Raw genomic sequence first — 22765 nt, 5'->3', positions numbered from 1 at the left:
GTTAGTGGATCCCTCGATCAAACTCCATCCCGCGTTCGTCACTCGTCGAGTCCGCTGTCGCTCCACCGGGATCATTCTCCGTTCGGCGGTACGACGGCGTACCATCTTCCTCGCCACCTTGCCCACCGCGGGCAGCCGCTTTTTGCGCGACGGCGTGGCCGGCGGCTGCTTTCGGCCCCCACCGTGCTGCGGTCGTCGCGACGCCAGAGCCCGCGATGTATCCACCGGCAGCTACGCCACCAATTAGGGCTGCGCCTTTCGTCGCACCGCCGACGACTTTGGCCGTCAACGGCGTCGCGTATTTGAACGTCTTCCACGTGATAAAGAGTGCAACCAGTGGAAGGGACGCAGCGACGAGATACTTGAGGAACGCTGTTCCAGGTGTAAGCGTCCCGCCTGAGTAGATCAAGTCGTATCCCTTGAGAACCATCGCAGCTGGGAGCGGGAGTACAGCCAACGGGACAAACCGTTTGCAGAACCCCATTGCGATATCGGATACGACCGGAATGTTTCCGTATGCCACTGCAATAGCAACCGGCATCCCGTACAGGTAGACATAGATCAGAATCATCCGGATGTAGAACAGCGCCTCAAGAGCCCACATTGCTATTCCGCCGACGATGGCGAACAATAGCCCTAGTCCGGGATTTGTAATGGCTGCTCCCAAGAACTCAATCATTGCTGAGGATACGGAGGAAAGCTCCGGCATCAAAGCGATAGTGAACCCATCAACGAGGTAGAGTGCAAGAGTTCCAACCCAATACCACGTAATGATTAGAAACGCTCCAACCCAGGCTGTCTTCTTCGTTTTCCGGGCTTCGTAGGCACTTCCAATATTGAAGATTCGAATCGTGTGACGCCCCTGAACGCTCATCACGAGGAGCAAGAGTGCGATCAGCATAATTTCGCCGCCGACGAGAGCATCTTGGATCGCCGACCAGGGTGCGTTGGTCGGGTCACCGAAGACAAAGGGTCCGTTCGTCTGCGGAGTCGGGGTTCCAAATATTCCCTCAGTCAGAGTGTTATATCCCGATCTGAGACCGTCCATGAACAGCTCGGTGAACCACTCAACGACGTCCTTGGCACCCTCAACGAAGACGTCAATGAGATCAACCATCGTCAGTCCCCGTGATCGTGACCGTACAGTCAGTCATCTCGTCGGAACCAGAGTACTGGATATTGTAGGTACTCGTGACTCGATTGCCACTGACTCGGGTCTCGACGATAACCGTGAACTGGCCGCTGTTACCATCTGGAGAACCCCCCATTCCGTCCTCACTCTCTGAACCGAAGGGGAACGAGTTACTGAACAAATCAGTCGTCTCGCCAGGGGAGACTACAACCTGATCAGTTTCATGCATCCCACTACCTCTGGGATTCTCAATTGGATTGGGGGCGTCTCCGGAGAAGATCAGTTCCGTTACCGCGTCCGGGCCACTCCCCGAGTTCTCTACCGTGACGAATGCCTCGCCATTCTTTATCCGGTTCGTCTCGGACTCACCATAGACTTCATCCCACGGCTTATCTGGATTGTTTCGGTAGAGTCCAACGTCGCGAATCTGAAGCTCTGGTCGAATCGCTGTGGAACTCTCTGTAATGGTCTCCCCTTCGTCCAGTGCGGTCACTTGGTACTCGCCAGGTGTATACGCGGTGCCGATCTCGAACGAGACCTGTTGCGCACCTGCAGCTACGTCACGCTGTCCGAACAGCTCGCCATTCGGTTGGATGAGGTTGACTTGATCGATGTCGACGTCTGCGGAGAGTTCGACGACGAGTGTAGTCCCCTCGACAGCGATACGCGTGAGCGGGCTGTTGCCATCTGAAGAGGACGTTCCGTCACTAGACGGCTCAGACCCGCCATTGTCGTTCAGACAGCCAGCGACGCCCACGAGCGCTGCGCCAGCGACTGTTTGGAGGGCGGTTCGCCGACTGATGTGTGGGTGGTTTCTGGTCATCGGCTATGGATTCCGCTGGAAGATGTCTTCTGGACCGAGCATTCGGAGGAGCCGCTGGCCTGCGTAGAACATCACGAAGAATGGGATAAGCTGCCAGCCGACCTCGACGATAAAGGCGAACCAGCCGTCGATGGTTCCGAGCGGATGCCAGCGAGCAGTAGCCGTCTCACTCACATACGCGGGGTTGTGCCCGAGCCACGAGCCCGGATGGTATCGAGCTGTGTAGATCCCCGGTTCGTCAATCGTCACAATCGCCACTCCGCATGCGTTGGTCTCGACGCGCTGCTCCGCGACGGTGATGTAGCCGTTTCGGGTGGTCCCGCCGATCGGATACTGTCGACCGGTATCGCTGAGAACGATTGGTACGCCGGTTTCGTTGTCCCGGAGTTCGATGCGGAGCGTGGCCTGGCTTTCGTTCTGCTGGAGAACCTCGGCAGTCAGATTACTCCGCCGAAGGTTCCGCTCTGAGCCGGCGTCTGGCTCCACAATCGAAGCGTTCACGCCCCGGACGATCCCGCCAACCTGAAGCGCGTCGCGATCGACGGTCTCGGCGCGAACAGCGACACCATACGTCGTCGTGTAGGACTGATTGACGATGTCGATATTGATGTTTTCGCCGAGAGTCTCGACGGGGGAGGGGCGGTCTGTCCCCCACGTATCGATGATCTCGGGCCCGTCACGAACGGGCTCGGCACGCGGCCCGATTCGCGATGGATACGCGTGAACGTACACGGGTATTGCGTCGGATTCGACTGCCGTACTGCTTGTTCGACCCGACCGGACGAGCCTGTCCCAGTTCGTGTTCCGAGCGGTGTAGAACCGCCAGATGCCACGCACCCGTGCATCGCCATCCTCGGTGAGCGTGTATCCTTGCCACGGCCGGGACTGGAACATAGCGACACCAGCGTCACCATTTGGATACTCGGCGTTGTAGGCGGACATCGACAGGTCGTAGATCTCGACGTCGATTCCATCCGAGACGGTGAGCGACTCGGTTTGGTACGTGACCTCGACGTCGGTCTCGTCGCCGTGATTGATTCGAGTGGTCTTCTTCAGCCGGGTATGGATCTCCGCTTCAAGCGTGAGATTCGCGCTCCAGTCATCCTCGATCTGGTAGTCGAGTGCTGGTGTATGGGACCCGTCCTGCGTCCGGATGGTCTCGCTGTCCTTCTTCAGCCGGACTTCTTCGATCTCGTGCTCCGTGAGCGACCACTCGATGGTCATGTTCCCCGAGGAACTGCCATTGGGGACACGAACGCGATAATCGACGAAGCCCCGCATCGTCCCGTTCGGTGCGATGTAGAGCGGCGTGTCACCCGACTCCAGGTGACCCCGCGTCGACGGCTGGGCTGCGAACACCGTAGCGTGGGCATCCTCGATGAAGACGCCGTCCTCGAGGTCCGCGTGGGGCGGATGCACGGAGGTATCCGCGCCGCCAGCACCGATATCCCCGAAGTCGTTTCGCGTCCACGTCGCAGCAGTCTCCGGCGGGCGCGTGAACGTGATGTCTGTCCCGTTCGCGAGCTGGTGCATCGCCGTCCGGTTCTCGCCGTATCGCTGCTGATACTCCTCCTGGTTGATGTAGCTGTCCGCGTCCCGCGACCACAACGTCGCCGACTCGTTCTCGGTGAGCCCGTTCCCCTCTGTCCCCGGCCGGGGTGGGTCCGCTGTGACGATACCCGTGACTAAGCTCGTCACGAACAGCGCGACCATGAGCACGGAGAGCTCTCGGTGGGACATGGGGGAGTTCGAGGGGCGGAAGTCGCCTACCAGGGCGCGAGGTCGACACACTGCGCCAGCGGGAGGTTCATCATCGATCCGGCAACGGTATAGAGCGGGCCAAGGGCAACCAGGATGACAGCGGACTTTAGCGCCGAGCGTTTGTGCCGCTTGAGTGCCTTCTTTTGCTCGGGCGTGATCGAGAACATCTCGATAAGGGAGTCGGCCTGCCACACGACTACGAGGCCAACAATACCCAGCGCCGTGGTAAGCTGGAAGAAGCCCTCGATCATACTCGGGAGGTTGTCTGCGCTACAGACGGCGTTACTTTGGGCGGCCACGGGTTGCACAGCGAACAGGCTCAGGAACACGACTGTGAGCGCTCCCTGCCGCGATATCTTGCCGGTCAGCTGTGACTCGGGCTCGATGCTACGCTCAGGGTCGGAGGGGGTCGTGTCCTGTGACATAGTTGGTTACTCGTCAGTGACGTCTCCAGTTGACAGCTGGCGCTGCTGGTCTTCGACGAGCGACTGGAGATCAGCGAATCGGTTGGTGTCTTCAGCGATCTCGTCGAGTGTGTACCCCTGCTCGTGGGCCCGGTCGAGGAGGTCGCGGAGTTCGTCCGGGTCGACATCGCGAACGTCCATCTCCTCGCGGAGGGCGCGACGGTAGAGAGCGGAGGCGTTGATATGATTGTTCCACATCAGGTACAAGTCATCGATGGCCTCGATGGTGACTGACCTCGTAATCATACATTCGGGTGTGGGCATGCACCGATTGAGTCTCGGTACACATTGGCATGGTAATGGGATGAATCCTAAATGCTTTCTGGCTACTAAATATCGTTATAATATAGAGTAAATTATGATCGAATTGTTTGGTTCTCGAAAAATGGTGTCGGTCTTGTGTAGAAACGTGGAATCAGATCGTTTGGTTATATGCTGCACCGATTCAAGTGAGCTGACTGAAAGGCAGATCGTCAAGAAGTGGACGGTTGGTCACCGAGAGTGCCGATTTCGGAGCCTAATAATCCAGATACGATCTGAAAACTAGCTCAGAATTCTGAGGGTAAAAGGCTTCTACTACCGATTCACAGAAAAGTAAAATCGACGAACGGCGATTATATATGCATAGTCAAAACCGACGATACAGAACACATACCGGTCGATATCACGCATTAGTGATTCACTCAATATAAATTACAGTAAAAATACAGTAAATCTTAGACTCGTTTAAATCGACGTGCACTTGGTGCACGTTGCACTCAGTGCGTTATTTCACTCTCGGAGATTAATCTGCAAACGTTTTCTAGGTCATTACGCTCCGAGATCGTCGAGGCCATCCTCACAGCATTCGTTCAATCCGAGTCAAATCACGCTGAGCGAGTAAGAGAGATCATAATTCGGAAACGAAAAGGTACACTTGGTTCTATTGAATCCGATGACAGTGTAGGATTCAGGCCTAATTGTTGCAGGTCGTTTGGGCGCGGGTCTTGACCCAATTCGCTACTATCACTGGCTAAGTTCAACGAACCACGTTCATACACCGTCTCAAGGTACCGAAAAACTAGCTCTGATCTGGACGAATTCGCCCCCCTTTGCAGATTCAATAGAGCCGGTACACTCTAAACAACTCAAATATCGTGCACCGAGTACACAACTTTCTAAGCGAGTTACTCTCTATAATCGGTAGTTCCCATCGTTCCTGATTGCTGACTCGATTTCTGAAGCAAAACAAATGCGACCAGTGCAGCCGGTCCAGTGAGTCAAAGCGAGACGGCATTCTCACTCCTGTGAGAGCGCTGTCTCTCCAGCCAAGACGCGAAGCTACCGCTCGCTCGGAGGACTGACGCTGGACGCGGGCGGTTTCAGCCCGCGTCCAGCTGGCTGTAGGTCGCCGGGATACCGACGCTGTTGGTCGGAACTTCCCACGTGCGGCGTAGCGTTTCGTCCAGAGAGTGGTCGATGAACTCCCGAAACAGCTCGAAGCGGAACCAGACGGGCAGTGCTCGTCCGCCGCGTCGCGGCGTGGCGAGCACGCCCCATCGTACGATGAGCCACAGATTCCGCAACAGGAAACCGACTAGTACGAACAACAACCGCACGACTGGATCAGTTGTACTCGTACGCGCACGCGCTTCCCGCATCGTTCGGAAGGCTGTCTCGATGGCTGAACGTTTCTGGTAGATGGCTTCGACTTCCTTCGGCGTGCGATCGGCCAGATCGCACGCCACGTATGCCCGGACGAGCAAGCCGTGTTTCCCTCGGTTGCCCTGTTGGTAGGAGACACAGACCGCGAGCGGGAAGCGCAGTTCCCGCTCGCTCCCCTCGTACATCACGTATTCCGTCCAGTAGGAGACTGCCGTATCCAGTTTTTCGGCCATCTGTTTCCCGCGACGGATGGTTGGAAGAGCGACTGGTGCGGCTGCATCCAGTCGCTTGATCGACGTACCGTCGTAGAATCCACGGTCGGCAAGGAGTCCGGCCACGCTAAACGGAAGGGCCGCGACGTGGTCGAGCAGGCGCTCGACCGCGTCGCTCTTTGGCTCGTCACCACGAACGGGTGTAACCGCGACGATGAGCGGTTTTGCTTGACAGAGGACGAATCCAGCGAGGTAGCGGTGGCACTGGGAGGTGCCATCGCGTGGCTTCGTGTGGCAGAGTTCGCCGGTTTCGGCGTGCGGACAGCCGTGGTAGTGGATGTCGACGAAGTCAAGGCAGATGATCCTCGGGACGGGGCCGAGGATCATCGCCGCCTGCTGAACGAAGAGGTCGTTGACGATGGCTTCCAGTTCGGCAGGTGGGACGGTGTGCAGCTGTGCGAGTGTGTAGTCGTCGGAGTACGTTCCGCGAGTGCTGTCGGTGACGGCCTTGATCGACTTTTGATCGACAGCAGCTTGGAGGAGTGTCTGCCGGATGACCCTGGAGTCGAAGCCGCAGCCTTCGACTCCAGGGATGGGGGCCTCCGAGAGGAGTTCAAGCGCTAAGGTTTCAAGGTCAGCAGCCGTAAGAACACTGTCTGGTTGATAGAGGAATCTCATAATCCCTCAACCAGACGTTCTCCGAGAATCTAACCTCGTCAGTCGTGGCTATCCCCTGACTTGATGGGAACTACCGATAATAGTAAAAATCCCGACTAAAGTGTGTGAATACTTCTATGACACGCTCACCCTTACATCACCTCCAGCCAGAGTGCAATGATGAGCAACAACAACAATAGGAGCACGACAATAGCGGCCTTGTTGTTCGAAAACGCGCGAACATTTATGAACCCTTCCCGGGGGATCGTTTCGTTCTGCTGATTCTCGTGTATTCTCCGAGCACGGCCCCAGCTAACATCCAAAACGGGATCAGTGACGACAGTTTGATTAACGGCAAAATATCCCAAAACCCAAACGACAGATAACCGACTATACCACAGAATATACCGACAGATAGCAACCCGTATTCGCCGATATCCGTACAGAGCTTCCCTACATTCCAGAGAATCGAGACGAGTGCCGCAATATAAAGAAGAAAACCGGGCAACCCCGTCCCTGATAGTACGGAGATATGAATATTGTGAATCGGATACGACTGAGAAAGGCCATACTGCGTGGAGAAATAGGTGAAATTCGCGCCCCCGATTCCGAATAACGGATGCTTGAAGAACAGATCGAGCCCGCCGATGTACTGCTGGAGCCGAATCCCGAGACTAGTCAAGTCGAAGTACGGAATCGACAAACTATCTATCGTTTTTCTGATGGCGGCGCCTTGAGATGCTCCCGCGGCGCTGCCCGGATCAGCGGAGTTCGTATGAGCACTACCCGTAGTGATTGATGACCTGCCGAACGCTGAAGACGGGTAAAACAGGACCACGAGCGATACGACTGTTGTCACTATAGCTGACACCATCTTTTCCACATAGGCTTCGACGGTGAGAAGGGGCCGCGTGTCCGTCTTCGAGATTCTCTCGCGGATCGCATTTCGTGACGCATAGAGGTACAGAACACCCAGCAAGAGAAGTGTAACGATGAGTCCCCCTCGGGCCGCGTCGCTCGCGGAAGCACGCAAAACTCCCATCATGACGAACGCGGCTATCAACAGTCCCGCCCGTTCCGCTCTCTTAGCGTGAACGGCCATTATGACCGTTATCGGGACAATCAGGATAATGAGGCTCGCCAGATTGAACGACATCCCGGTAAATCCGGCAACGTGGGTCCCAGTACTGAACGTCCCGAACGGCCCGAGCGAAAGCGTCGAAAGAAGCTTGTTCTCACCTTCCCCGAGCGTGGTGAGACCGAAGCTCGTCCCGTTGACGAACTGTAAAACAGCAAACAGGCTCTGTGCGAACACCGTTCCCACGAAGACCTGCAGGACCGTTCGAAAGGCCAAAATCCGCTGTTGGACCGTATAGCGGAGCAACGCGAAGGTAACGAGCGCCTGGGCCATGAACAACGAGAAATAAAGCGCCGTGTCGAATCGGGCCGTCGTACCGAACACGGCGGCGAGTACCGACCAACCGACGAACGCTGCAAAGATCCCCTCGGCTCGCGTTGCCCCGTCCAGTAGCTTCCGTGGTCCTGTCGCAAGCACCAGTACCGCTGACAGTACGAGTGGGAGCTGTACTAACCATAGCTGCGGCCCGAAATGGCCGGGAAACGACGTCAGGTACTCGTGGCTCGCCAGCGGAACGTTCGCTGCAAAAGGCGAGGTGACAACGAGTCCGATGATCGAACCGGCCAACAACCGCCGGACCAGGATCACGAGGATACCGTAGATTCCACCAATAGCAACCACGAAGATGAGCGCCGGGACACCGAGAACAATCGAGAGAACCGGCGTGAGGAACGTGAGTCCGACGATCAGCCCCGTGGCTAGTAAGAGCGCCTCATCACGGTTCGAGTAGCCGGTTTCAATCTGTGGAAGGAACTCTATCCCGCAGTACATATCAACGAAGTGTTTGCTCTACAGTTTCGCGTATGGTTCTTTTGAATCGCTTTCGCCCGAAGCGTTCCTCGATATCGCCAAGCTGGTCTCGGAGTTCGCGCCGGAGTTCAGGATCGGAGAGAACGTGATCGATCTTTTCGACCGCTTCGTCCGCCGACTCGTACAGTAGTTCCTCGCGCTCGTGGACGATCTCGCGCTGGCCGCCACCGTTCGGAACGAACGGGATCGTTCCGCCGGCTGCCAACTCCCCGACCGCCATCCCGAAATGCTCGTGATCCATACCATGAATACCGTATTTATGTGTTGATATTAACTCGACCAGTCGCTTCCGACTGACTTCCCCCTCGATGTGGACGCCTTCAGTCTGTTTAGCTTTCCGTGTCACTTGTTTCGCATATGACTTATCCAAGGGAGGTCCAACGACGTGGAGGTGCGTATCGTGGCCCCTTTCATTCAATCGTTTCACGATCTCTATCGACCGCAAGATGTTCTTGCCGGGTACGACCCGCCCGACCGTGACGAATCCGTTTTCGCGTTCGTTCCACTTTGTGCTGATGAATTCGGAGGTGTCCACCGGAGGATATACTACCTCCGGCTTCACGCCGTATGCCTGATCGGTGACGTTTGCCGTCCATTCCGAGTTCGCAAGAAGCGTGTGCGAACGGATGTTCTCGTAATCGAAACCAGAGATTTCTTTACATAATCTATCGTAAATTTTGTAGATGCTGTTGTTATGGCTGCTCTCGTCGTGCCCCATCCATCTCCTAAACTGTGGCAGATGAATATATTGGATAGATCTTGTACTGCACGTAAACTCGTTAAACGTTCCGATAATTAGATCGAAGTAATTACTTCGCTTGTTCACTAAGCGAGATGCCATTGAGTTTTTGAGTACGTGCATTCTCTCTCCAGACTTTTCATGAACGTACGGGGCAAGGGTCCCCATTGTTTTGACGTTCACATTGCTCGTGTCTACGTTCGTATTGTAATAATTATTTACCTCTTCGAAATCAGGGTGAGTAAGAGTGAGTAACGTCACGTCGTGTTTTTTCTGAAGGGTTTCTAGAATGGTCATACATACGCCCTCACCACCACCCTTGTCCCTCAAATTAGGGTGTGCAACGGCAATTCGCTTCGACTCGGACATTTAGTTATTTCTGAGTAGTGCCGAGACGGCTGTTAACTCGTTCGGTTCGAATTCGTCCAGTGCGTAAAGCACCGCACCATACAACACCACTCCGCCGCCGGCGACGGCGATGGCACGGGGCGTCGTGTACGCCGAGAACGCATAGAGCGCCGCTCCCGGAACAACCATCACGGCCCCGCCGATAGCGGTGTTACGAACAGTTCGGAGAGGAAACCGCCATCGAATGCTCCACAGCGAGGTCACGTAGGCAAACACGGCATAGGCCCCGAAGCTCACCAGCGTCGCAACCGCCGCCCCGAGATAGCCATACAGGCTTATCAGCGGAACGTTCAATACGACGTTCAAAACGACAGCGACGCTCACACCGAGAAACATCAGCCTCGTTCGCTCCTGGATCTCCAGGCCTTTGTGGCCGATCATCGAGATGTTCCAGAGGAACAGTCCGGCAGCGACGATCGGAATGAGAACGTAGCCCTCCTGGTACTCCGTCGCAAGCAAGATCGTGCTCAGCGGCTTGCTCACCACGCCGGCGAATATCGTCGCGGCGACACCGATGATCAGGAAATACCGCGTGAAATCGGTCATGAGACCTTCCCCCTCGCTCCCGTTTTCGCCGTCCCATTTGTTCATCAGTATCGGATGGATAGTCTGAATGAGCGGCGTGAACGCGAGGAGCAGTCCTCGATTGACGAGGTTGTAGTTTGAAGAATAAATCCCGACAGCGCTGCTTCCCCGGATGAACTCGATGAGAACTCGGTCAGCGAAATTGAGCAACGTCAACCCGAGCAGCCAGCCAATCATCGGGAATCCGTATCGGAGAAAACGGGCCGCCAGTGTGGACTGGATACGAGGTGAGAACCGCATTACGTCCGAACAGTACGCCATTACGGCGACAGTAACCGTTGTTGCGACCGCGCCGCCCCAGATCCACCCCACGATATCGTCGAAAACGATCACGGCGAGCAAAAGCGCAAACGCGAGTTTCCCTACCGACCGGAATATCTTGTATGTCGCAACCGATCTTGACTGAAGTCGTACTTGGAGAAGAGAGCGGAACGTGTTGAACAGTCCTTGTGCGATCACCAACGCTCCCACTGCGGGATAGAACGCTCGATATTCGCCGAGTGCATCACCGAATAGCACATATCCAACGGTCACGAAAAACGCTATGAGCAGACAACAGCCGACGAGTATGGTGACGACGTTTCCGACTAATTCATCTGCATCGATCTGTGGCTCGAAGCGCAGGATCGCTTGATCCAACCAACCAAACGTGAACGTGCTGAACACCGCGACGAACGTCATCGCCAGCGCGTACTGTCCGTATGCAGCAGGCGGAAAGATTCTAGTAAATATCGTGAGCGCAGCAACACCGAGTAACGCCGGAACGAACTCGGCAATCGAATAGAGCCCGAAATCCTGTGAGAATCGCTGGAAGACATCTTCTATTTTGCTCGCCCTAGACTCTCCCATTCAAAACGAGTATATTGTCGACCGGTGTAATAACGTTCCGACCTGCTCTGACGGTAGTGTTCAGATAAGCTGGTTCCATGCGAAGGCGAACGAGCGTAACCACTCGCCAGCAGTTTCTCGACTTGCGTTGCTAAAACAGTTCGAGAAACAGGTAGTTCTCCGTTTTACCTCTCGGAAGACACGTTCAACGCTATTCCGATTACCGTGTTTTTCGTATCGGTGATCGAGGCCGTGTCGGGAACAAGCGTCTTGGAGTGGTGCGGCGCCATCAACGAGAAACACGGCGTCGTCAACGTCGTGTTTCTCGCGGAGTTCGGCAAAGAATGCATGAGCGAAACCGTTGGTTCGGACAGGTTCAAGCTTTGTATGCAGCAAATTGTTTGTCTCTGGATCGACAGCAGCGTACAGCCAATACTGCTCGTCGTTCAGTCGGATCACAGTCTCGTCAACAGCAACGTGATCCGGACTTCGACCCTCTTCCGGCTGTAGATCGGCCTTGTGAACCCAGTTGTGGACGGTAGATCGGGCGCGATCAACACCGAACTTATCGAGAATAGAGACGGTATTCGAAAGTGAAAGTCTCCGCAGGTGCAGCTGAATACCCAGCTCCATAAACTGCTTTGGTGTTGCTTCTCGCTCCACAAAGCCTAACTCGATCTCGTTCAAACAGCCATTGAGGCGGTCGTTTTCGGGCATAGACACTCAGAAAACGAACCGCCTCACTCTTCATCCTTATCTGAACACCGCCCCCTATCAGTGCCGAAAATCATCTTCGCCATCTCATCAGGGCGGTTCGAGTACGATTCACCCAGAGTCAGCATCTACTGGTCGAGATTGTTCGGTTGTCGATGTGATCGACTGAGTTTTCAGATCGCGTCGAGATCATTATAGAAACTCGCCTGACGAGCCGGTCTGCTTAGAGGTAGGTAGCAATCAAGAGCACGCGTTCGAAGACGCTTGCAAACATCGGCCTTTGACCCCCATTCTTACCCCCATGCGCTGGGGACTTAGCAGGTTCGCTCTTGTGGCGGAGATTGTTGGTAGCGAACTGCCGTATCGGTCTGGGTCCGTTGGACCGCCCTTAGGAACGGCGGCACCCCTGTTTGGCCCTGTCCAGAGCGAGTCTCAGCTACGTCGAAATCGCTCGGAGGCTCTCCACCAACAATCCGCTACCCAAGAGCGTAGCAGGTTTTCATCCCATCAAGAGCGTCATCGAAAGTGAAAAAATAGTGTCCACGATTTAGAGACTATATGAAGATCTCCATGCTTGACCCATCAGCGTTCACCCCGCCGTACGACCACCACCTCTGTGAGGGGCTAGCGACGATCGGCTGTGATCTTTCGCTCTACACCACCCGATCGGACTTCAATGAATGGGATAACGACACGACATATGATCGGGTCGAATTCTTCTACCGGCGCACCAACGTGCTCTACAAGAACCGGGACCGACTCCCTGGTCGGATAGCGGTTAAGGGATTAGAGCACGTTGCGGACATGATGCGATTTGTCCGCGAGGTACAGTCACTTGACCCCGATGTCGTCCACGTCCAGTGGGCGCCGGTGCCAGTCGTCGACCGGTGGTTTTTTTCTGCGCTTGCTAAGGTCGCTCCACTCGTGTTCACTGTTCACGACACCACACCGTTCCACGGCGCGAGCACGTCGCGGTTGCAACTGCTAGGAGGAGATGCCATCTACGAGCCCTTTGATCACCTCATCGTCCACACAGAGAGCTCCAAGAATGAGCTGATCGACCGGGGTATCTCGCCAGACGACGTCTCAATCGTCCCGCACGGCGTCCTTGAGTACCCAGGTGCGGCCACTGATGGTGGCATGAACGGCGACAATCGCACGATCCTATTTTTCGGAACGATCAAGCCATATAAGAATATTGACACACTGCTTGAGGCCTTCGCAGCGCTGCCGGCAGAGGCCCGAGAGACTACCAACCTCCATATTGCTGGAACCCCTAAAATGGACATCGAACCGCTCCGTCACCGAGCGGCCGACCTGGGAATTGACTCATCTGTCCGCTGGGACCTTCGGTTTGTTCCGGACGCCGAGGTCCCAACCCTCTTCGGCGCCGCCGATCTCGTCGTATTCCCGTACGACGACATTGACCAGAGCGGCGCTCTGCTGACCGCGCTCCAGTACGAGACCCCGATCGTGGCGACCGACATTGCCGGGTTCGCGGAGGTGCTAACCGACGGGAAACACGGTTTCTTGATCCCGCCGGATGCCCCGAAGGAGCTCGCGAACGCGGTGCACCGCGTTCTCACTGACCCCGACTTGGCTAGCCGTATGAGTGAAAATATTGGCGACCTAACCGATACAATCCCATCTTGGATAGAGATTGCAGATCGAACGAGTGATGTCTACCAGGCAGTCGTATGAGTAGAAACCGGCGTGGTTTCCGGTGAACTCCCGCCGGAGAATGCCATTCGCGTGAGACTACCAGAATTAAGTATGTAATGGACTCAAACAGGAGGTATGGATACAACCGTTTCAATCGTAATGACGACATATGCTGGAGATAACCAATCCGAATTACGGGACTGCTTTACTAGTTTATTAGAACAAGAGCGACAACCCGATGAAGCCATTATTGTACGGGGAGATAATCTTCCATCTGAACTGGTCGAAGTGATTACTGAGTTTGAAGTGAACGCACCCTTTTCTGTACACGATATTGCGATTGATGAGCAGGGACGAGGACATGCTCGAAGGGTTGGTGTGGAACAAGCAACCTCAGAGTTCATTGCTATTATGGATGCGGATGATATAGCGTGTCCAAATCGGTTGAGTAGACAATTAGAATATTTCGAGGCAAACCCATCTACCGACGTTGTTGGGGGATATATTGGAGGATTTGAAACGGATCCTAATGAAATTACAGCGTATCCATCGGTCTACGAAGGATTCGGCATCCCGCCGTTGGAAGCGATGCAATCCGGGACACCTGTCGTGACTTCTGACCGGTCGTCACTTCCAGAGGTAGTCGGCAACGCCGGGATCACCGCCGACCCCACTGACCCCGACGCGATCGCTTCCGGGATCAGCCGCGTACTCCGCGACGAAGCATTCGCCACACGGCAGCGAGAACGCGGACTCGAACGGGCGACGCAGTTCTCGTGGGACGAAACGGCGAGTACCATTCGTGATACGGTCGTCGAGGTGTCGAAGAACTGATGGCCCGTATTCTCTCTCTGTGTTCGCGCCTTCCGTACCCGCTGACGGGTGGTGCGAAACTACGGATGTTCTACACCGCTCGCGAGCTGGCGCGAGAGCACGATGTCGAACTTCTCGTCGTCGACGAAGCGCCGGTCGACCAGTCGGCCGTCGAAGCGCTCGAACGCATCTTCGACGCGGTACACGTCTTCACGTATCCCGCTCACCGGTTCTACGTGAATACGATTCCCGGAGTCGTCTCCCGGCGCCCTCTACAGACCCACTACTACCGGTTCGGGGCAGTCGATGAGTGGCTCGACAAGCACGAAGACCGATTCGACCTCCTCTACTGTAACCACGTCCGTATGACCGAGTACGCCCGCGGCCGAGAGACGCCACACGTCGTTGACCTCGTGGACGCCATTTCGCGCAACTACCGTGAAGCGTCGCGCGATTCGACTGGAATCTGGCGGTTCATCTACCCGGTTGAGTGGCGCCGCCTCAAACGATATGAGAGAAGCGTCGCGCAGTCCTTCGCCCACTCCTTCATTATTACCGACGAGGACCGCGACTTCGTCACCGACGGCGAGTCGTTCCCGACGCTCTCGGTTCTCCCGAACGGGGTGAAACCCGAGCTACTCGACCACACACCGGGCGGATACGATCCCGTCGAGCGTGATCCAACTCTGGTCTTCCTCGGAAAGATGGATTACTTCCCGAACGAAGACGCAGCGGCGTATTTCGCGACCGAGATTCTCCCCACGATCCGTGGAGAGTATCCTGAGGTCGAGTTCCTCGTCGTCGGTTCGAGCCCGAGCGACCGCGTTCGAGCGCTCGGCGACGAACCAAGGGTGACAGTCACCGGGTTCGTCGAAGACCCTCGCGACTACTTGGAGCGCGCCGACGTCGTCGTCACACCGATGCGCCACGGCGCTGGAATGCAGAACAAAGTCCTCGAGGCGATGGCGCTCGCCCGTCCCGTCGTCACCACGTCCCTCGCACGTGAAGGCATCGACGCCGTCGACGACGAACACCTTGTCGTCGCCGACGGTGCCGATGCGTTCGCAGACGAGACGACCGAACTACTCGATAGCCGCGCGGACCGTCGTCGACTCGGAGCAAACGCGCGCGACCTCGTCACTTCGAAGTACACGTGGAGTCGGGTCGGTCAGAACCTCCGAGAAGCGGTTGCCGGAGTTCTCGAACGGCCCACGTAGCGCCCATTTCTCACTCCCGTGACCTGAACGTGGTGTCGACCGTCATCACGTTCAACGCCCGCCTATACACCCGCACGCCGTTGACAACCCCTTCAGCACGTACGCGCCCCGGGTCGGACCCGCGGAGACGTATTCGGTCGCCCCAATCGGCTTCTCCGCCGGTGAACCGCTGGCTGGCGACTTCCATCCCGTTCACGGAGAAAATCACCGGGGACGGGAGCCTACCCGAAAATATATAGCAATATAGCATTTATGGGATGTTTAGAAGTTTTTTGTGGTTTCATCGGTGTTCACACAGACTCCAGCAGTCAGTGAGTCCCCAAAACCTATACGGCTACTGGAAGAAACGCGCTACTACCCGAACATGCCGGTCTTAGAATCCCGAACTCGCACAGCGAGCCGTCTACGCCGCGTCTCAGCACAGCGGAACACATGAAGCGGTGGTGTGTCCCCTGTGAGTGACGCGACGACGCCGACGACAACCCCCGACTGGGACGGCGTCGACGACGTCTCCTGGACGCTACTCGACCGCGAGGAACTCGTCGACGCCTACTGGGCGGTCGTCGCTCCAGCGATGGAAGCTGACGGACTCGATCCCGACCAAGAAAAGCCGACCCATAGCTGGCTCCGCGACCACGACTTCCGGCCGCTCCTCTACGCCCTGCGGGAGTATCACGACATGACGTTCGGCGAGTTCTGGCACGAAGCACTCGAGCTCGACACCGAAGAAGCGGGCTACGACTGGGCGACCGCCCACGATCGGACTATCGAAGCACTCGAATCCTTTCTCGATTCTCGTCGAGAGCGAAAAGGACTCGCCGACTCGTCGATCGACACGCTCCGCTACCGATTGAATCGCTACGTCGCCGCCTACTGCGACGAGAACGACACAGACGACCTGGTGACGCCCGTCGCTCGCGATAGCGATGTCCCGGCCTATAAGGCGGTCGACGCATGCTGGGCAGCATTCGACCACCTACACGACGACCTCGATGGCGGCCAGACCAAACGTCGAATCCACCTCGTTGTCTCGAATTGGTACGCCCATCTGGTCCGGCGCAAATGGGCCGCCGTCAATCCCGCCGATGGCCTCAACGAGGAGTTCGACTGGTCGAATGGGCACGAGGACGATGCCGACACGCCGTGTCTCGCCACTGAGCACGTCCGCGCACTCTACCAGACAGCAGACGGTCCAGAAGACCGCCTCTTGGTCCTCGCACTGTGTGCGTGGGGGCTTCGTCCGAATGAGGTTGCTCGCCTCCATACCCGCCAGTTCGTCCTCGATGTCTCCGATGATGAAGTTCCGTACATCGCATTCGAAGAGCGCAAGAACGGGCCCGGCCAGGTGTCGCTGCTCTACGGCCGGGAGGTCCTCGAGGAGCGGCTCGCGGGGTTCGCCGATCACGACGACTGGAACGGCTATCTGTTTCCCTCGCCACACGCCTCGATCGGCCCGATCTCACGGTGGACGGTCTGGAACCGGTTTACACAACTAGCTGACCGAGCAGGCCTCCCTGACGAGATCGACGGCGTGTCCCCTGCGCCGAAGATGGGACGGCGGTACTGGTACGACGCGTACGCTGCGTCGCTCAACGTCGTCCTCGGCAGTCTTGATGAGATCGCTGCCGAACAGGGAAGCGCCAGCGCCGACGTCGTCCTCCAGAACTATCTCTCAGATTCGCGGGCCCGGAAGCTCCGTCGGGAGTACATGCGCGAACAGCTAGCTGCCGCGTTCGAACCGACCGACGAGTAGCACCTCTACACCCTGGCTCCGATTACAACCCAAGCGTTATTACCCAATACACGAATCATGTATTGTATGTCGAAAGCGACGGGGGACCCTGAACGCGCCATCAATGGCTTCATGTCAGTGGCACAGTTGCTCGAAGAGCCACGGCTCGCCCGCCTCTATACGTATATTCTCCGAGAGGGTGAAGTAACAATTGATGAAATCGTTGCCGACATCGATATGCCCCGCACGACCGCGTACGCAGATACGGGATCGCTCGTCGACCTCGGAGTGCTCACGCGGGATGAAGAGCAGAAAACGCATACCTACACAGCCATCCCAATCACGCTCACTGCAAATCTTGATGGCAACACGTACACGATTACCCCCACTCTCATCGAGGCAATCGGCCGGTCGCCCCAGGATCAGGATCTTGACCTACTGATCGAGAAATACGGCATCGGGAAACTCGCTGCAGCACTTACGTACGCGATTCCGTATGTCGAGGGAGGCATGACTGAACGCCTCGCAGCGCGCGAACTCGGCCTCCAACCCGCGTTCGGGATTGCGGTACTCCAAGCACTCCGCGAAGTGATTCTCGAAATGCGGGAGTACGATCCCTATTTCGACCAGATTCGAAATGCGCATGACAAGCCGGTCGACGAGGAAGCGTAGAAGTCCTCTCACACATGGACGGGACAAACGAGTCGATACCCGAGAACGCTGTATGGGTTGCTGATTCAGGCGTTTTCATTGCGTGTGGCCGCCAGCAGCGGAACAAGTACACAGCACTAGAACGGTTCGCCCAGCGGAACGAGATTACGTTCGTGATTCCACGGCGAGTGTACGAGGAACTTGGCGGTGCGCCAGATCGCAGTACGCCCGGCCAGACACCAGTTAACAGCGCGATTAGCAATGAATGGGTAACCGTCGCTGATGAACTAGACTATACGAATCCGACGGTGTCAAGCGTTATGGACGATGTGCGTAGCTTCATTGCACGTGAGTCGAACCGTTCCGAGGACAACATCGAGAAAGCGGATACCGCACTCGGTGGTGTCGCAGCTCACCTCTTGGACAGCGAGAATACCTCCGCTATCTGTGTCCTCACGACGGACGACGATGCAGGGAACGGCGTCGTGACTGCAATCGAAGCCCACGGATTTGATGGCCAAATTACGTTCAAAGACGGATTTGAACTGATCTCAGAAATTACGTAGTACCAACTTACCATGGTCACAGACGAACGCCGACAAGACCGAGACAATGAGGATGCCGATGAGGGGGCGGCATTGTCCGCCGGCGAGGCTCGGCTTCGGGACGAGTTCTTTGCGGGCCCGCGTATCGCCACGTTCGAGGACCACCTCGACCAGCTCGACGCGATCGCCAATTCGACCCGGTTCATGATTTGCTATCTTCTCTACGAAGACGGCGACACGACGTACAATGAGCTGAACGACGCGACTGACAAGGTTGGAAACGCGCTCAATTACCACCTTGATACGCTTCAGACCGCAGGTCTCATCACGCAGTCGAAACAGCGCGTCGACGGCCAGGAACGGTCTATCTATTCACTCTCGATCCTCGGCCAGAAGCTCATCGAACCCATGATCGAATTAATCGTCGAAGAAGGCGATCTCGCCGAACAGTACACGTAACCGCCTCACCAGTCTTCTACAGGATTTCGGGTATCTGTTCTCTTGCGGTAATCTTCGATATAGCGATACTGCGAGTCTCTAGTAACGGTATCAAGTGAGACATCACGACAAAGAGTGTACCAAATTAACCAACAAACCCACTGCGCTCGACGGCTAATGTTGGTTAATAGCAAGGTCACCCTCGTCATCAGATCAGCAACACAGACGTTATTTCTGATATTAGAAACGCAAGTAATGTAGTTACCGTTGAAAATACACACATCATAGGAAGCATTTCTAACGTTAGAGATATAAGCGATAACGGCAATGAGGCGGGCGTTACCCGTTTCCAACATTAGAAACGTCTCTATCATCAGTGCCATCAGAAACGTCTACAATTGACTTCTTCGATAATACAGAAATCGCTTGAAATGAGCAGCAGCGTGGTGAAGACTCTATTTCTAACGTTAGAAACTCCGCCCTATGTCTGACGTAGATTTTTAACGTTAGAAACACCAGTACTGTCTGAGGCGTTAGCAATGGCAGACACAAACCCAGAGGTTATCGCAGTCTCGTTTCAGAAAGGAGGGACCGGAAAGACGTTTACAGCGATGAACCTCGCAGGAGGACTCGCCGCAAGAGGGTTTGAAGTTCTCCTGATCGACATGGACCCCCAGGGGACGCTTACTGCAAATCTCGGACATCGAGAATTGTTCGACGATCACGACGAACTCTCACTCGACGAAGTACTGCTCGACGTGAACAAATGGGACCAGATCACCGACCTCGTAATCGAGCACGACGAGTTCGATTTAATCCCCGCAAACTCGACATACACAGGAAACAAGACCCCGTTGGATTCTGCTGACGCCGGAGAGAAACGACTCGGGAAGATACTCACGCGACTGGAAACAGACTATCACTATATCGTCTGTGACTGTCCACCCGATTTCTCCGCCTTTGCAAAGAATGCCGTCACCGCTGGTGAAAATGTGGTTGTCCCGATGGTGCCACGATCGGAGATGGTTCACTCAACGAACCTCCTGTTCGATATGTACGACACCCTTGGGATGATGCACGATCTCGACATCGAGTATCTCGCCTTCACGATGACGTACACCTCAACAAAGGAAACGAAGCAAATGCGCGAGGTACTAGACTGGTTCGACGAAACCTTTGGTGAGAACGGAGTGAAAATCGACGATCGCGCCGCGTTTGATCGAGCAAAATGGGAAGCTGGCTCAATCTATGTCCACGAGGAGTCACTCCAAAACGACCAGTTCCCTCAATTCGATACAGTGGTCAAGCGTGTGTTAGATCAAACGTCACCGCCTGATTTCAACGGCGACGTCGAGGAGATGCGTCAGAAAACCACCGATGAAATCCGATCACGGGAGATCGAAGCATGAGTGACCTCGAAGACGAAATGGAGCGAACGAAAGAGCGTGCAGCTGCGTTCGGCGTGAGTGGTGAGACGGACGACAAGGACGAGGAAGACGAGAGTGAAAGCGTCGCCGAGCAATCCACTACTGAAGAAGGAGATGAGAGATCAGAAGCAGAGGAAGCATTAGAAACGTCAGAAATATCCCCAACAGTAGAAGGAGACCGTACGCCAGAAATAGAAGAGAGAGACGGGTCAGCGGAACCAGAGCAGACTGGCGAAGATGTACCGTCAGATGTTGAAGGGGAATCCAAGTCAACTGCTGACAACGCTACCACGAGTAGCGAGGAATCGTCTCGTGGTCGTCTCGTCGACGAATACGACAATGTGAATATCTACATTCCGCCTGAGCTGAAGCGGGATCTCAACGATCTCTTCAAACTCATGGATCTTGAGTACTCCCGATCGAAAAGCGATGATTTAGAGAAGCACTGGGATTTCTATCCGGCGGTCATTCGAACAGTGCTTGAGAATGAAGAGGACCTCCGAGCTGAACTCGGAATTGACGAGTAACTTATATCCCGACATCTACCCCCACTTCACTATCGAAATTCCTACTCGCTTGATTGCACGGATCGTTTATACCCCAATTTGATCGAATCTCCTTCACTGTGATCGTGGCCTTCGAGGGGACATCGTCTGGGACGTCCTCAGGTTGCTCCTCGACCTGGTCCCCCTCGTCCTCGTGTTCAGCAAGGCGTGCTTCGCGTTCCCGATACTCGGCAAGTTCCACGGCGTAACGACCGGTATGCCGGAGTAGGTCGGGTGAACATTCATCTAGCCTCTCAACGACGTCTAGTACTGGGAAACGATTGCAGCAAGGACATCCGTCGCCTCAGGAACTCTATCGAGCGGAGTCCCGGCGACGTGGCGCCATGTCCCACCAGTGAATCGCGAGTGATCGTAGATCTCGAGGGCACCGCGCTGGGAAAGCGCCGTCGCAAAGGCCCCGACCCTCTCCGGAAGACGACCGCGCACATACACGTGGAGCCCTGTCCCACTCTGACTCACCTCCGTGTATCCGTCAAGCGAATCTACGAGAGTTGCCACTTCGCCTGATACCTCGCCCGTCTCTGGATCCCGAACATCATCGAAATCCACGAACGAGAGCGGAGGATCTGGTGGATCATGTGGGAGGAGAACCGCTGGATGTACGGCCTCGGGAAGATCCTCACCATCGGGGAACGGCCACGCACGATGTATCTCTCGAAGCGGAAGATCCGCTACCATCTTCGCTTTTTGGAAGCCTCGACGCGGATTCACATCTTTTGAAGCGGCCCATTCACACGGATACATTGTGTCCGCCTGCCATGGCGCGAGAGCGACTTTCGACCGACCATCCCAGACTACCCAGATATCCAAGTCACGCAATGCCGCCGGGATATGGTAGCGATCCATGTCCAAAATACGTGTATCGTTCGAATCAGGGACATCAAGCAAATCTCTTGCTTCCGCTTCGGTAGAAGCGGTCTGTCCAGCCGCATCATCTACGCCAGTCTCGACAGCCTTCTCTCCCACGCAACTCCCATCTTCAAACGTATCGAAAGCTGGCTCACCAGATCCGTCCGACATTGGACGCACTGAGTCCGGGAAAGCCAACGATTCTTCTTGGCAAAAGTAGCAGCCGCATTTCTCAAGTGGGATTTCGGTCTCGGCTGTCGCGATGCCGTGCGTCCAGATCTGGTTGCGAATCCGCTTTGCTTTCGTGACTAAGCGCTCATATCGTGATTCGTCGAACTGGATGACTGACGAGTCAGCGTCTGAACGTGGCCACTCCCGAATGTCACTAAGATCGTTTTTCGAAACGTACACGAGTTTTCCACGCTCAACTCCCAATCCTTGCATGTAGATGTGGAGCTGGTCGAGATGGCGGTCAATAGGTGGGGAGAATTTGTACCAGCCATTCCGTACCTTCAGCGCGTACACAATTTCGTCGGTGGGATCATACAGCGTACACCGACCGAGAAATCGGACAGGACCCTCGTCTATGTTCAAGCTTACTTCGGTCTCCAGTGTTGGATTACGATCGCTGAGTTGCTGCTCGAAGTAGTTTTGGATTAGGCGCGACGCGCGATACTTGCCCCAGTACGTTTCGGATTTCGAGAGTCCGAGCTTGTTCACGTACAGCTGACGGGGGCAGAAGCCAATATGGGCTGCAAAAAACGTCTCCGGATCACGCTCATAGAGGTCGCTAGTATCGGCAGCAAGTATCGATGAGATCTGCTCCTCGAACTCGATCATAGTGGCATGGCAATATCGCACTACGTGCGTCGTCCTAAAGTGCGAATCCGGGTCGTTTCCGAGTTTCAACAATACGGTGTCGAGGGGCTCCCATGCCTGGATCTACCACC

20 protein-coding genes and 1 pseudogene are annotated in these 22765 nt (G+C 55.7%); 9 read left to right on the top strand and 12 right to left on the bottom strand.

Annotated features, from left to right (window positions below; translation table 11 throughout):
• Position 1: 1 nt before the first annotated feature.
• From C486_RS00545 to C486_RS19740, 10 genes are all read right to left on the bottom strand, one after another.
• Positions 2-1117 carry a hypothetical protein gene (locus C486_RS00545; RefSeq protein ID WP_008451797.1) on the bottom strand — a complete coding sequence of 372 codons (1116 nt, stop codon included), beginning with the start codon at positions 1115-1117 and terminating at the stop codon, positions 2-4.
• Positions 1110-1955, bottom strand: a complete 846-nt coding sequence (locus C486_RS00540) for a hypothetical protein (protein WP_049909969.1) — start codon at positions 1953-1955, stop codon at positions 1110-1112. Before C486_RS00540 ends, C486_RS00545 begins: the two co-directional genes overlap by 8 nt.
• Before the next feature lie 3 nt (positions 1956-1958).
• Entirely contained in the window at positions 1959-3695 is a 1737-nt protein-coding gene (locus tag C486_RS00535) for a hypothetical protein (protein WP_008451794.1), read from the bottom strand.
• 26 nt (positions 3696-3721) lie between these two features.
• Entirely contained in the window at positions 3722-4141 is a 420-nt protein-coding gene (locus tag C486_RS00530; protein WP_008451792.1) for a hypothetical protein, read from the bottom strand.
• A gap of 6 nt (positions 4142-4147) precedes the next feature.
• Entirely contained in the window at positions 4148-4426 is a 279-nt protein-coding gene (locus C486_RS00525; RefSeq protein WP_008451791.1) for a hypothetical protein, read from the bottom strand.
• Positions 4427-5541: 1115 nt separating this feature from the next.
• Positions 5542-6714: an ISH3 family transposase gene (locus C486_RS00520; RefSeq protein ID WP_008451789.1), complete on the bottom strand. Its 1173-nt coding sequence runs from the start codon at positions 6712-6714 to the stop codon at positions 5542-5544.
• A 223-nt stretch (positions 6715-6937) separates the two neighbouring features.
• Entirely contained in the window at positions 6938-8602 is a 1665-nt protein-coding gene (locus C486_RS00515; protein ID WP_008451787.1) for an O-antigen ligase family protein, read from the bottom strand.
• A gap of 1 nt (position 8603) precedes the next feature.
• A complete protein-coding gene (locus tag C486_RS19745) occupies positions 8604-9677 on the bottom strand; it encodes a glycosyltransferase family 4 protein (protein WP_160164282.1) in 1074 nt (357 codons plus the stop codon).
• Between the two features lie 72 nt (positions 9678-9749).
• On the bottom strand, positions 9750-11222 hold the full coding sequence (locus C486_RS00505; RefSeq protein WP_008451777.1) for a lipopolysaccharide biosynthesis protein: 1473 nt from the start codon (positions 11220-11222) through the stop codon (positions 9750-9752).
• 60 nt (positions 11223-11282) lie between these two features.
• Entirely contained in the window at positions 11283-11918 is a 636-nt protein-coding gene (locus tag C486_RS19740) for an IS6 family transposase (protein WP_008451775.1), read from the bottom strand.
• 555 nt (positions 11919-12473) lie between these two features.
• On the opposite strand from C486_RS19740, the gene C486_RS00495 reads away from it, so the two are divergent.
• The 9 genes from C486_RS00495 to C486_RS00450 all read left to right on the top strand — a co-directional run bounded on the left by C486_RS00495 (position 12474) and on the right by C486_RS00450 (position 20927).
• Positions 12474-13616 (top strand): glycosyltransferase family 4 protein, encoded by a 1143-nt coding sequence (locus C486_RS00495; RefSeq protein ID WP_008451773.1) that lies wholly within the window; start codon positions 12474-12476, stop codon positions 13614-13616.
• Positions 13617-13712: 96 nt separating this feature from the next.
• Positions 13713-14411: a glycosyltransferase gene (locus C486_RS22080; protein WP_193787463.1), complete on the top strand. Its 699-nt coding sequence runs from the start codon at positions 13713-13715 to the stop codon at positions 14409-14411.
• Positions 14411-15607, top strand: coding sequence for a glycosyltransferase (locus C486_RS00485; protein ID WP_008451760.1), 1197 nt, complete (start codon positions 14411-14413; stop codon positions 15605-15607). The genes C486_RS22080 and C486_RS00485 overlap by 1 nt, the downstream gene beginning before the upstream one ends.
• A 454-nt stretch (positions 15608-16061) precedes the next feature.
• Entirely contained in the window at positions 16062-17360 is a 1299-nt protein-coding gene (locus C486_RS00475; RefSeq protein ID WP_008451756.1) for a tyrosine-type recombinase/integrase, read from the top strand.
• 66 nt (positions 17361-17426) lie between these two features.
• Entirely contained in the window at positions 17427-18011 is a 585-nt protein-coding gene (locus C486_RS00470) for a DUF7437 domain-containing protein (RefSeq protein ID WP_008451753.1), read from the top strand.
• A 14-nt stretch (positions 18012-18025) separates the two neighbouring features.
• Positions 18026-18556 (top strand): hypothetical protein, encoded by a 531-nt coding sequence (locus C486_RS00465; protein WP_049909963.1) that lies wholly within the window; start codon positions 18026-18028, stop codon positions 18554-18556.
• 12 nt (positions 18557-18568) lie between these two features.
• Complete coding sequence (locus C486_RS00460; RefSeq protein WP_008451751.1) at positions 18569-18994, top strand: winged helix-turn-helix domain-containing protein; 426 nt, start codon at positions 18569-18571, stop codon at positions 18992-18994.
• Positions 18995-19512: 518 nt separating this feature from the next.
• Positions 19513-20382 carry a ParA family protein gene (locus C486_RS00455; RefSeq protein WP_049909961.1) on the top strand — a complete coding sequence of 290 codons (870 nt, stop codon included), beginning with the start codon at positions 19513-19515 and terminating at the stop codon, positions 20380-20382.
• On the top strand, positions 20379-20927 hold the full coding sequence (locus C486_RS00450) for a hypothetical protein (protein ID WP_008451749.1): 549 nt from the start codon (positions 20379-20381) through the stop codon (positions 20925-20927). The genes C486_RS00455 and C486_RS00450 overlap by 4 nt, the downstream gene beginning before the upstream one ends.
• Positions 20928-21003: 76 nt before the next feature.
• On the opposite strand, the pseudogene C486_RS19730 reads toward C486_RS00450, so the two are convergent.
• Positions 21004-21210 (bottom strand): annotated as a pseudogene (locus C486_RS19730) (hypothetical protein); the annotation flags it as partial.
• Positions 21210-22655 carry a hypothetical protein gene (locus C486_RS00445; RefSeq protein ID WP_008451748.1) on the bottom strand — a complete coding sequence of 482 codons (1446 nt, stop codon included), beginning with the start codon at positions 22653-22655 and terminating at the stop codon, positions 21210-21212. The gene C486_RS00445 and the pseudogene C486_RS19730, both read right to left, overlap by 1 nt.
• Between the last annotated feature and the right edge of the window lie 110 nt (positions 22656-22765).

The sequence above is a fragment of the Natrinema gari JCM 14663 genome (assembly GCF_000337175.1).
Lineage (GTDB): Archaea > Halobacteriota > Halobacteria > Halobacteriales > Natrialbaceae > Natrinema > Natrinema gari.
Note: the sequence above shows the minus strand (reverse complement) of the source record. Positions and strands in the feature narration are given on the sequence as shown.